Annotated in this window: 11 protein-coding genes; all 11 read left to right on the top strand. The window is 37.6% G+C overall.

Going from position 1 to position 12,581, the window contains the following annotated elements:
* Window positions 1–18: 18 nt before the first annotated feature.
* The 11 genes from ylqF (at window position 19) to codY (ending at window position 12,375) form a co-directional block, all read left to right on the top strand.
* The gene (ylqF, locus tag DET63_RS11645) at window positions 19–909 is read left to right on the top strand and encodes a ribosome biogenesis GTPase YlqF (protein WP_002128821.1); all 891 of its coding nucleotides are present in this window, start codon (window positions 19–21) and stop codon (window positions 907–909) included.
* Window positions 910–964: 55 nt separating this feature from the next.
* A complete protein-coding gene (locus tag DET63_RS11650) occupies window positions 965–1,738 on the top strand; it encodes a ribonuclease HII (protein WP_113936796.1) in 774 nt (257 codons plus the stop codon).
* Between the two features lie 193 nt (window positions 1,739–1,931).
* The gene (gene sucC, locus DET63_RS11655; RefSeq protein WP_002014529.1) at window positions 1,932–3,092 is read left to right on the top strand and encodes an ADP-forming succinate--CoA ligase subunit beta; all 1,161 of its coding nucleotides are present in this window, start codon (window positions 1,932–1,934) and stop codon (window positions 3,090–3,092) included.
* 19 nt (window positions 3,093–3,111) lie between these two features.
* Window positions 3,112–4,014, top strand: a complete 903-nt coding sequence (gene sucD / locus DET63_RS11660; RefSeq protein ID WP_002033796.1) for a succinate--CoA ligase subunit alpha — start codon at window positions 3,112–3,114, stop codon at window positions 4,012–4,014.
* A gap of 88 nt (window positions 4,015–4,102) precedes the next feature.
* The gene (dprA, locus tag DET63_RS11665) at window positions 4,103–4,972 is read left to right on the top strand and encodes a DNA-processing protein DprA (RefSeq protein ID WP_113936797.1); all 870 of its coding nucleotides are present in this window, start codon (window positions 4,103–4,105) and stop codon (window positions 4,970–4,972) included.
* A 144-nt stretch (window positions 4,973–5,116) separates the two neighbouring features.
* Window positions 5,117–7,195, top strand: coding sequence for a type I DNA topoisomerase (topA, locus tag DET63_RS11670; RefSeq protein WP_113936798.1), 2,079 nt, complete (start codon window positions 5,117–5,119; stop codon window positions 7,193–7,195).
* Between the two features lie 48 nt (window positions 7,196–7,243).
* Window positions 7,244–8,548, top strand: a complete 1,305-nt coding sequence (gene trmFO / locus DET63_RS11675) for an FADH(2)-oxidizing methylenetetrahydrofolate--tRNA-(uracil(54)-C(5))-methyltransferase TrmFO (RefSeq protein WP_002066796.1) — start codon at window positions 7,244–7,246, stop codon at window positions 8,546–8,548.
* A 71-nt stretch (window positions 8,549–8,619) separates the two neighbouring features.
* Complete coding sequence (gene xerC, locus DET63_RS11680; protein ID WP_078175468.1) at window positions 8,620–9,519, top strand: tyrosine recombinase XerC; 900 nt, start codon at window positions 8,620–8,622, stop codon at window positions 9,517–9,519.
* A 42-nt stretch (window positions 9,520–9,561) separates the two neighbouring features.
* Window positions 9,562–10,104: an ATP-dependent protease proteolytic subunit HslV gene (gene hslV, locus DET63_RS11685; protein ID WP_002014538.1), complete on the top strand. Its 543-nt coding sequence runs from the start codon at window positions 9,562–9,564 to the stop codon at window positions 10,102–10,104.
* Window positions 10,105–10,126: 22 nt separating this feature from the next.
* Window positions 10,127–11,518: an ATP-dependent protease ATPase subunit HslU gene (gene hslU / locus DET63_RS11690; RefSeq protein ID WP_002014539.1), complete on the top strand. Its 1,392-nt coding sequence runs from the start codon at window positions 10,127–10,129 to the stop codon at window positions 11,516–11,518.
* A gap of 77 nt (window positions 11,519–11,595) precedes the next feature.
* The gene (codY, locus tag DET63_RS11695; RefSeq protein ID WP_002014541.1) at window positions 11,596–12,375 is read left to right on the top strand and encodes a GTP-sensing pleiotropic transcriptional regulator CodY; all 780 of its coding nucleotides are present in this window, start codon (window positions 11,596–11,598) and stop codon (window positions 12,373–12,375) included.
* Window positions 12,376–12,581 lie beyond the last annotated feature (206 nt).

The following is a 12,581-nucleotide window of genomic DNA, read 5'->3' on the forward strand; positions in this document are numbered from 1 at the left end:
GAAAAAGAAGGTGGCAACATGGTAATTCAATGGTTCCCAGGACATATGGCAAAGGCTAGACGCCAAGTAACAGAAAAATTAAAGTTAATTGATGTTGTAATTGAGCTTGTAGATGCTCGATTACCTTTATCTTCTCGTAATCCAATGATTGATGAAATTATTACACATAAACCAAGGCTTGTTGTTTTAAATAAAGCGGATATGGCGGATGATCGTCTTACAAAGCAGTGGATTGCATATTTTGATGAAAGAGGTCAAAAGGCAATTTCAATTAATGCGCAAGCTGGACAAGGTATGAAGGAAATTGCAGCAGCTTGTAAAGTTCTTGTCAAAGAAAAATTCGATAAAATGGTTGCTAAAGGTATTAGACCAAGAGCAATTCGTGCTTTAATTGTAGGTATTCCAAACGTTGGTAAATCTACACTGATTAATAAATTAGCGAAGAAAAATATAGCAAAAACAGGAGATCGTCCTGGTGTGACAACGGCCCAGCAGTGGATTAAAGTTGGGAAAGAAATGGAATTATTAGATACACCAGGTATTTTGTGGCCTAAATTTGAAGATGAATTAGTTGGTCTTCGTTTAGCGACGACTGGTGCAATTAAAGATTCTATATTAAATCTACAGGATGTAGCTATTTATGCGTTACGTTTTATGGAAAAACATTATCCAGAACGTTTAAAAGAGCGATATAATTTAAATGACATTCCAGAAGAAATTGTGGAGTTATTTGATGCAATTGGAAAAAATAGAGGTTGCTTAATGGGCGGCGGAATGATTGATTATGATAAAACATCTGAGCTTATACTTCGTGAGCTTCGTGGTGGAAGATTTGGAAAAATGACGTTTGAAACACCAGAAGAGTTTGCAGAGCAGGTAGAAGATGCAGAAAAAGTAGAAGAAGTATAAGACGTGCGTTTGTACGTCTTTTCTTTTTGGTTACGTTTAAAAGGAGTGTAAATAGATGCAAAAAATGACTATTCATGAAGCGGAATGTTTGCTGCAAGAAATTATGAATGAAGAAGACGAGCGTTTTCAAATGTTAGTGAAAGATGAGCGAAAAGGTGTTCAAAAACTAATTTTGAAGTGGTATAAACAAAAAGAGTTAGCGCAAAAAGAAAGAGAAAAATTTCTAGAAATGTCAAAGTACGAAAATGAGTTACGTGAAAAAGGGCTCACATACATTGCTGGTATTGATGAAGTGGGTCGTGGGCCGTTAGCAGGACCGGTTGTGACGGCGGCTGTCGTCCTTCCGGAAGATTTTTATATTCCAGGATTAAATGACTCGAAAAAATTAAGTGAAGCGAAACGTGAGCGTTTTTATGATGAAATTAAAGAGCATGCAATTGCGATTGGAGTTGGAATTATATCACCACAAGTTATTGATGAAATAAATATTTATCAAGCGACGAAGCAAGCGATGTTAGATGCCGTTGCTAATTTATCATGTACACCAGAATATTTATTAATCGATGCGATGAAGCTTCCTACATCAATTCCGCAAACATCAATCATTAAAGGTGATGCGAAAAGTGTCTCTATTTCAGCTGCATCTATTATTGCGAAAGTGACGAGAGATCGCATGATGAAAGAGTTAGGAGGAAAGTATCCTGCATATGGATTTGAACAACATATGGGATATGGGACGAAACAACATTTAGAAGCGATTGAAGCGCATGGAGTATTAGAGGAACATCGAAAATCATTCGCGCCAATTAAAGATATGATTCAAAAATAAGCTGTATATTCACAGCTTATTTTTTATTTTGGTATATAAACATTATTATTTCCGAAAAAGAATAAAGCGATTTCAGTTTTCTGACACTTTATTGTAGACAGCGTGCCAATCATCTTATACAATGGCAATGTAATGTTTTTTAAACATTAAAAAACTTTTCGAGTAAAACAGGAAAACAGGGGAGGATGGGACCATGAATATCCATGAGTACCAAGGTAAGGCAGTCCTTAGAAGCTATGGGGTTAGCGTTCCGAACGGGAAGGTTGCATTTACAGTAGAAGAAGCTGTAGAAGCAGCGAAAGAATTAGGAACGGAAGTATGTGTAGTTAAAGCGCAAATTCACGCTGGTGGACGCGGCAAAGCTGGCGGTGTAAAAGTTGCGAAAAATTTAGAAGAAGTTCGTACATATGCAGAAAGCATTTTAGGAACTACACTTGTGACGCATCAAACAGGTCCTGAAGGTAAGGAAGTAAAACGCTTACTTATCGAAGAAGGTTGCGATATTAAAAAAGAATATTATGTAGGTCTTGTATTAGATCGTGCAACTTCTCAAGTTGTTTTAATGGCATCTGAAGAAGGTGGAACAGAAATTGAAGAAGTAGCAGAAAAAACGCCTGAAAAAATCTTTAAAGAATATATTGATCCAGCAGTAGGTTTACAAGGTTTCCAAGCGCGTAGAATCGCGTTTAACATCAATATTCCAAAAGAACTTGTAGGACAAGCTGTGAAGTTTATGATGGGCTTATACAGTGCGTTTATCGAAAAAGATTGCTCTATCGCTGAGATTAATCCACTTGTTACAACAGGTGACGGTAAAGTTATGGCGTTAGATGCAAAATTAAACTTTGATTCTAATGCGTTATATCGCAATAAAGATATTTTAGAACTTCGTGATCTTGAAGAAGAAGATTCAAAAGAAATTGAAGCTTCTAAATATGACTTAAACTACATTCCTTTAGATGGAAATATCGGTTGTATGGTTAATGGTGCAGGTTTAGCAATGGCTACAATGGATATCATTAAACATTACCATGGTGACCCGGCTAACTTCTTAGATGTTGGTGGCGGTGCAACAGCTGAAAAAGTTACAGAAGCATTCAAAATTATCCTTTCTGACAAAAATGTAAAAGGTATCTTCGTTAACATTTTTGGTGGCATTATGAAGTGTGATGTTATCGCAGAAGGTGTTATTGAAGCGACGAAGCAGGTAGGTCTTGAGTTGCCTTTAGTTGTACGTCTTGAAGGTACAAACGTAGAGCTAGGAAAGAAAATTTTAAATGAGTCTGGTTTAAATATTGTTGCAGCAGAATCTATGGCAGACGGTGCACAAAAAATTGTTTCACTAGTGGGCTAATAGAAAGCGGGGGAGAAAAATGAGCGTATTAGTTAATAAAGATACAAAAGTTATTGTTCAAGGTATTACAGGTTCTCAAGGATTATTCCATACAAAGCAAATGATTGAATACGGTACGAAAATTGTAGGTGGTGTAACACCAGGTAAAGGTGGCACTGATATTGAAGGCGTACCAGTATTTGATACAGTAGAAGATGCTGTGAAAGCAACAGGCGCAAACGCTTCAGTTGTATACGTTCCACCCGCTTTTGCGGCTGATGCAATTATGGAAGCAGTTGATGCAAAGGTTGATTTAGTAGTATGTATTACTGAAGGAATCCCTGTATTAGATATGGTAAACGTAAAGAGATATATGGCGGGTAAACATACACGTTTACTTGGACCAAACTGCCCTGGTGTCATTACACCTGACGAATGTAAAATTGGTATTATGCCAGGATATATTCACAAAAAAGGTCATGTTGGTATCGTATCTCGCTCTGGTACATTAACGTATGAAGCTGTACATCAGTTAACGCAAGAAGGTATTGGCCAATCTACTGCTGTAGGTATCGGGGGAGACCCTGTTAACGGTACGGACTTTATTGATGCGTTAAAAGCATTTAATGAAGATGAAGAAACGCATGCTGTAATTATGATTGGTGAAATCGGCGGTACGGCAGAAGAAGAAGCAGCAGAATGGGTACAAGCTAATATGACAAAACCAGTTGTAGGCTTCATTGGTGGTCAAACAGCGCCTGAAGGCAAACGTATGGGTCATGCTGGGGCGATCATTTCTGGCGGCAAAGGAACTGCTGCTGAAAAGATTAAAACAATGGAAGCTTGTGGTATTAAAGTAGCGGAAACACCAGCTGTTATGGGTGAAACATTAATCTCTGTTTTAAAAGAAAAGGGATTATTTGAGACTTGTAAAAACTACTAATCTTTTTGAAAGGCACCTTCTTATTAGAGGGTGTCTTTTTACACATTTTTTGTTTACATAATAAAAATTATGGGTAAGGAGAATTTGGATGAAAAGAGAACGTTTATTGCACCTTCATTACATGTTGGCGGATCATTGGAAGGCGATGGAGAGACTACTATATGTTGATCCAGAACTGAAGGGAATATACAATTTTAGTCCGAAACAATTTGAATATCACGCTGGAATATCCTCGGAAAAATCTTTAGAACTAGTAAATTTTCTTCAAATTTCAAATCTCCAACAATATGTATCCCAGTTAGAAAAAAAGAGAATATTTTATATAACAATATGGGATAAGGACTATCCACAATTACTGCGAGAAATACAAGATCCCCCTTTTGTTTTATACGGAAAAGGAGAAAGAGATTTTCTAAATAAAGTAAATAAATTAGCGATTGTTGGAACGAGAGAACCGTCTTTATATGGGAAGGAGAGTATGAGGTTTATCTTACACCCTTTGCTTGAAAAAGAATGGCTTATTGTTAGTGGGTTTGCAAGAGGGATAGATACAATTGCTCATGAAGTTACAGTAAGGCAGTATTGCCCGACCATTGCAATATTAGGACACGGATTATCTTATATGTATCCAAAGGAGAATAGAGGTTTGTATGACATGTGGAAAGATTATATATTGTTATTGACAGAGTATCCGCCTCATTATGTGCCGAAAAAATGGTATTTCCCAAAAAGAAATCGAATTATTAGCGGTATAAGTAAAGGTGTTTTAGTTGTAGAAGCAAAAACGAGAAGTGGATCCCTTATTACTGCAGACCTTGCGCTAGAACAAAATAGAGAGGTGTTTGCGCTTCCTGGACCTATATTTATAGAGAGTGCAGCGGGAACGAATCATCTAATTCAACAAGGCGCAAAGCTAGTAAGAAATGCGGAGGATATCCTTGAAGAAATTTTAAATTAACCATATATTTTTATGTTTTTATTAAACAATTATTGACAAATGGTAGATTGTCGCTGTATGGTATATTCATTCTTGATTGACAAAAACAAGAGAAATCAATAAGATTGATGAAGACTTGAATCCACCTCTTAAGGAGGCACTAGCATGTCAGATTACCTCGTAATCGTGGAGTCGCCTTCTAAGGCGAAGACCATTGAAAAATATTTAGGGAAAAAATACAAAGTCGTCGCGTCCATGGGACATGTCCGCGATTTACCTAAAAGCCAAATGGGGATAGAAGTAAAGAATAACTTCACCCCGAAGTATATTACCATTCGTGGTAAGGGTCCCGTTTTAAAAGATTTAAAATCAGCGGCAAAAAAAGCAAAGAAAGTCTATCTCGCGGCCGATCCGGATCGTGAGGGAGAAGCAATTGCTTGGCATTTAGCAAATACGTTAAATGTGGACGTTGAATCAGATTGCCGAGTTGTATTTAATGAGATTACAAAAGATGCAATAAAAGAATCATTTAAATATCCTCGTGCAATTAATATGGATTTAGTAGATGCACAACAGGCAAGGCGTATACTCGATCGTCTTGTTGGTTACAATATTAGTCCTTTATTATGGAAGAAAGTAAAAAAAGGATTAAGTGCAGGACGCGTACAATCTGTAGCAGTTCGTTTAATCATCGAACGTGAAAAAGAAATTCAAAGTTTTGAACCTGAAGAATTCTGGACAATTAAAACAGAATTTTTGAAAGGGAAAGACACATTTGAAGCAAGCTTTTACGGTGTAGATGGTGAAAAAGTTCAATTAACGAACGAAGCACAAGTGAACGAAATAATCGAAAAGATGAAAGACAATGCGTTTTCGGTTGAAAATGTAACGCGAAAAGAGCGAAAGCGTAACCCTGCATTACCGTTTACAACATCTTCCTTGCAACAAGAGGCAGCGCGTAAGTTAAATATGCGAGCAAAGAAAACAATGATGCTTGCACAGCAGCTGTATGAAGGGATAGATCTTGGAAAACAAGGGACTGTAGGTCTTATTACGTATATGAGAACTGATTCAACACGTATCTCAGAAACAGCTCAAACAGAGGCTCGTGATTACATTACTGAGGCGTTTGGTGCGGAATACATAGGAACAGAGAAGAGGAAAGAAACGAAAAAGTCGAAAGCACAAGATGCGCATGAGGCGATTCGTCCTACTTCGGTAATGAGAAAGCCAGAGGAACTAAAAAGTTTCTTAAGTCGTGATCAACTCCGTTTGTATAAACTGATTTGGGAGCGATTTGTTGCAAGTCAAATGGCATCTGCTATAATGGATACTGTTACAGCGAAACTCATTAATAACAATGTTCAGTTCCGTGCAAGTGGATCAGTTGTAAAGTTCCCAGGATTTATGAAAGTGTACGTAGAGTCGAAAGATGATGGTGCGGAAGAAAAGGATAAGATGTTGCCACCGTTAGAAGTAGGTGAAACTGTATTTTCAAAAGATATAGAACCAAAGCAACATTACACACAGCCTCCGCCGCGTTATACAGAGGCTCGTCTAGTAAGAACACTTGAAGAGCTTGGAATTGGGAGACCGTCTACTTATGTACCGACACTTGAAACAATCCAAAAACGAGGATACGTTGCTTTAGATAATAAACGCTTCGTTCCGACTGAGCTTGGTGGAATAGTAATCGAACTTATTTTAGAGTTTTTCCCAGAAATTATTAACATTGAATTTACTGCCAATATGGAGCAAAGCCTTGATGAAGTAGAAGAAGGAAATGCAAATTGGGTGAAAATTGTTGATGATTTCTACGTAGGATTTGAACCGCGTTTAGAAAAAGCGGAAAAAGAAATGCGTGAAGTGGAAATTAAAGATGAACCAGCTGGGGAAGACTGTGAATTATGTAGTCACCCGATGGTTTTTAAAATGGGTAAATATGGGAAGTTTATGGCTTGTTCAAATTTCCCGGAATGTCGTAATACAAAACCGATTGTAAAAGAAATCGGTGTTACTTGTCCGAAGTGTGATAAAGGGCAAATTATTGAACGCCGTAGTAATAAAAAGAAACGCCTTTTCTACGGATGCGGTACGTATCCAGAATGTGACTTTGTATCTTGGGATAAGCCGATTGGTCGTAAATGTCCGAAGTGTGAAGGTATGCTCGTAGAGAAAAAGTTAAAAAAAGGCGTGCAAGTACAATGTATTTCGTGTGATTATGAAGAAGAACAACAAATGTGAGCGTAACTGCTCACATTTTTTTCGGGAAGAAAAGGAAAGGTGATATATATGACAACACAAGTAGTAAACGTCATTGGCGCAGGTCTTGCAGGAAGCGAAGCAGCTTACCAAATTGCAAAGCGTGGTGTCCAAGTAAAATTATATGAAATGAGACCAGTAAGGCAAACACCAGCTCATCATACAGATAAATTTGCTGAATTAGTATGTAGTAACTCACTTCGTGCAAACACATTAACAAATGCTGTTGGTGTTATTAAAGAAGAAATGCGTCTAATGGATTCTGTCATTATTCGTGCAGCTGATGAGTGCTCTGTACCAGCAGGAGGTGCTTTAGCTGTAGACCGTCATGAATTCGCGGCGAAAGTGACTGAATATGTGAAAAATCATCCGAACGTAACTGTAATGAATGAGGAAATCACTGAAATTCCAGAGGGACCAACTGTTATTGCGACAGGTCCACTTACGTCTCCGGATCTTTCTGCACAATTAAAAAAATTAACAGGTGAAGATTATTTTTATTTCTATGATGCTGCAGCGCCGATCGTTGAGAAAGACAGCATTGACATGAATAAAGTATATTTAAAATCCCGTTATGATAAAGGTGAAGCGGCATATTTAAACTGTCCAATGACAGAAGAAGAGTTTGATCGTTTTTATGAGGCTTTAATTGCTGCTGAGACAGTGCCTTTAAAAGAATTTGAAAAAGAAATTTTCTTTGAAGGTTGTATGCCAGTAGAAGTTATGGCAAGTAGAGGGAGACAGACGTTAGTATTTGGACCGATGAAGCCTGTTGGGTTAGAAGATCCGAAAACAGGGAAAACACCGTATGCGGTTGTTCAGTTACGTCAAGATGATGCAGCAGGAACATTATATAATATTGTAGGCTTCCAAACACATTTAAAGTGGGGGCCACAAAAAGAAGTGTTACAGCTAATTCCAGGACTAGAAAACGCAGAGATTGTACGTTATGGTGTAATGCATCGTAATACGTTTATTAATTCGCCTAATTTGCTTCGTCCAACATATCAATATAAACAACGTGATGATTTATTCTTCGCTGGTCAAATGACTGGTGTAGAGGGTTATGTTGAATCGGCAGCATCAGGATTATTAGCGGGTATTAACGCTGCTCGACTTGTACAAGGTGAAGAGCCAGTTGTATTACCACCTGTAACTGCAATGGGAAGTATGGCAAATTATATTACTGCGACAAATGCGAAAAACTTCCAGCCAATGAATGCAAACTTCGGTTTATTTACACCGTTAGAGAAGAAAATTAAAAAGAAACAAGAGCGAAATGAAGCATATGCTACACGCGCTTTGGAAACAATTCAAAATTTTGTAAATATTTAATTAAATTTCTTGCAAAGGCTACTAAGTTGTGATACGATTTAGTAGCCTTTATTGAGGTGAATTATATGGATGTGAATGTGAAGAAATTGTTACAATTATTCGTTGGATATTTACAAATTGAAAGAAATTATTCAAAATATACAATTGCAAGTTATCAAAATGATTTAGAACATTTTGTGCAATTTATGGAGCGAGAAGGCATATCCTCTTTTTTAGATGTTACATACGCGGATGTTCGTTTATACTTGACGACGTTGCACGATCAGAAGTTAGCCCGTAAATCTGTCGCAAGGAAAGTATCAAGCTTACGAAGTTTATATCGTTTTTTGATGCGTGAAGGTTATCAAAAAGATAATCCGTTTGCACTTGCGTCACTTCCCAAGAAAGAATTGTCAATCCCAAAGTTTTTATATGCTGAAGAGTTAGAGGAATTGTTTGAAGTTTCTGATACAGGGGCACCATTAGGTCAAAGGAATCAAGCTTTATTAGAGTTGATGTATGCAACTGGGATTCGTGTAAGCGAATGCGTTAATTTGCAACTTACCGACATTGACTTTGCAGTGGGAACAATTTTAGTGATGGGAAAAGGGAAAAAACAAAGATATATTCCGTTCGGAAGCTATGCACAAGATGCTTTAATTACTTATATAGAGAACGGGAGAAAACAGTTAGCTCAAAAGACTGAAGAACAATCTCATATGGTATTTTTAAATGCGAAAGGTAAGCCGTTAACAGATCAGGGTGTACGTTATGTTTTGAACGAACTCATTAAGAAAGCTTCACTTACAATGCGGATAAGTCCCCATATGTTAAGGCATACATTTGCTACACATATGTTGGATGAAGGAGCGGATTTACGTACTGTGCAGGAGCTATTAGGTCATGAGAATTTGTCAACCACACAAATTTATACGCATGTCTCTAAAGAAAGATTGCGTTCTGTGTACATGAAGCATCACCCGCGGGCATAAATTGCTTTTAAGGCTATAAAAACATATAAAGGAGTTTTTTCTATGGGAAATTTCCACGCTACAACGATATTTGCAGTTCATCATAATGGAGAATGTGCAATGGCTGGAGATGGTCAGGTAACGATGGGGAATGCTGTTGTAATGAAACATACAGCTCGCAAAGTTCGCAAACTTTTCCAAGGGAAAGTTTTAGCTGGTTTTGCAGGATCAGTTGCTGATGCATTTACTCTTTTTGAAATGTTTGAAGGGAAATTAGAAGAGTATAATGGCAACTTGCAGCGCGCTGCAGTTGAGATGGCGAAACAATGGCGTGGTGATAAAATGCTACGTCAGCTAGAAGCAATGCTCATTGTCATGGATAAAACAACGATGCTCCTTGTTTCAGGTACAGGAGAAGTGATTGAACCAGATGATGGTATTTTAGCAATTGGTTCAGGCGGACATTATGCACTTGCTGCTGGTCGTGCTTTAAAGCAACATGCAAGTGAACATTTAACAGCGAAACAAATTGCGAAGGCCAGTTTAGAAATTGCAGGCGATATTTGTGTTTATACGAACCACAACATAATTGTTGAAGAATTGTAGAATCGTAAGGGAGGCATTTTATATGCATTTACATTTTACTCCGCGTCAAATTGTGGAAAAATTAGATCAATACATCATCGGTCAAAAAGATGCAAAGAAAGCGGTTGCTGTAGCTCTACGAAATCGATACCGTCGCAGTAAATTAGTTGAAAATTTACGTGATGAAATTGCACCTAAAAACATTTTAATGATTGGACCGACAGGTGTTGGTAAAACAGAGGTAGCACGGCGAATGGCGAAACTCGTTGGAGCACCTTTTATTAAGGTTGAAGCGACGAAATTTACAGAAGTTGGATATGTGGGTCGAGATGTAGAGTCGATGGTCCGCGACCTTGTTGAAACGTCTGTTCGTATTGTGAAAGAGGAAATGGTAGTTAAAGTTCAAGATAAAGCAGAAGAGCAAGCGAATCAACGTCTTGTTGAAATTTTAGTGCCGAGTCCGGAGAAACAATCTGGATTTAAAAATCCATTAGAAATGCTTTTTGGTGGTAATCAAAATTCAAACCAAACATCTGATGCACAGGAAGATGATGAAATCGAAAAGAAACGTCAAGATGTGGAAAGAAAGCTTGCGGCAGGCCTTCTTGAAGATGAAGTGATATCGATCGAAGTGACGGAACAACAGTCTTCTATGTTTGATATGTTGCAAGGAACTGGCATGGAGCAAATGGGAATGAATTTCCAAGATGCACTAGGAAGTATCATGCCGAAAAAAACGAAAAAACGTAAACTTTCTGTAAAAGAAGCAAGAAAACTCTTGACAAATGAAGAGGCACAGCGCTTAATTGATATGGATGAAGTTACACAAGAGGCTGTTTATCGTGCTGAACAGCTCGGGATTATTTTTATCGATGAAATTGACAAAATTGCTGGTAAGCAGTCGAATAGCGTAGATGTATCGCGTGAAGGTGTGCAACGTGACATTTTACCGATTGTAGAAGGGTCGAATGTAGCAACGAAATATGGATCAGTAAAAACGGATTATATTTTATTTGTTGCAGCTGGAGCGTTCCATATGTCTAAACCGTCGGATTTAATTCCGGAATTGCAAGGGAGATTTCCGATTCGAGTAGAATTAACAAAATTATCGGCGGATGATTTTGTTAAAATATTAATCGAGCCTGACAATGCGCTAATTAAACAGTACACGGCGTTATTAGCGACTGAAGGTATAGAAATTGAATTTTCAGACGAAGCTATTCGTAAGATTGCTGAGATTGCTTATCAAGTTAATCAGGATACAGATAATATTGGAGCGAGAAGACTTCATACTGTTATGGAGAAGCTCCTTGAAGATTTATCGTTTGAGGCATCTGAAATTACGTTAGAGAAAATAACGATAACACCTCAATATGTTGAGGAAAAATTAGCGACAATAGCTAAAAATAAAGATGTGAGCCAGTTTATTTTGTAATAGTGTCATCAGGTGACTCGCCCTAGTTTCCAAGTGATGAAAAAATATGTAAGTAACATGTAGGAGGAAATTTTGAAATGGAATTATTAGCAAAAACGAGAAAATTAAATGCGTTATTACAGAGCGCAGCAGGAAAGCCTGTAAACTTTAGAGAGATGTCTGACACAATGTGTGAAGTAATTGAAGCGAACGTGTTCGTTGTAAGTCGTCGTGGTAAATTATTAGGATATGCGATTCACCAACAAATCGAAAACGAACGTATGAAGCACATGCTTGCAGAGCGTCAATTCCCAGAAGAGTATACGCAAAGTTTATTCAATGTTACAGAAACATCTTCAAATTTAGGTGTGGATAGTGACTACACAGCATTCCCAGTAGAAAATAGAGAATTATTCGGTCAAGGTTTAACTACAATCGTACCAATCGTTGGTGGCGGTGAGCGTCTAGGTACACTAGTATTAGCTCGTCTTGGTCAAGAGTTCTTAGACGATGATTTAATTCTTGCTGAATACAGCTCAACTGTTGTAGGTATGGAAATCTTACGTGAAAAAGCAGAAGAAATCGAAGAGGAAGCACGTAGTAAAGCTGTTGTTCAAATGGCGATTAGCTCATTATCTTACAGTGAGTTAGAAGCAATCGAGCATATCTTCGAAGAATTAAATGGAACAGAAGGTTTACTTGTTGCAAGTAAAATTGCTGATCGCGTAGGAATTACTCGTTCGGTAATCGTAAATGCACTACGTAAATTAGAAAGTGCTGGTGTTATTGAGTCTCGCTCTTTAGGTATGAAAGGAACATACATTAAAGTGCTAAACGACAAGTTTCTACAGGAACTTGCTAAATTAAAAACAAACTAATTTATAAAAAAACTCTCCTCGCTTGAGGAGAGTTTTTTGTTTTTTTAAGTGAATGATTTTGCTTACGTAAGGCGTCATGACAACATTCATTAGAAAACTATTAATTAACCTTCAATTCCTTGCTTAAAGGAATTGAAGGTTGGTAATACTAGGATTTGAGCGTGAAAAAAAGAAAGTTTTACATTGTTCGCATTTTCGACTTGATT

This window comes from Bacillus sp. DB-2 (assembly GCF_003315125.1).
In the GTDB taxonomy this organism is placed as follows: Bacteria; Bacillota; Bacilli; order Bacillales; family Bacillaceae_G; genus Bacillus_A; species Bacillus_A mycoides.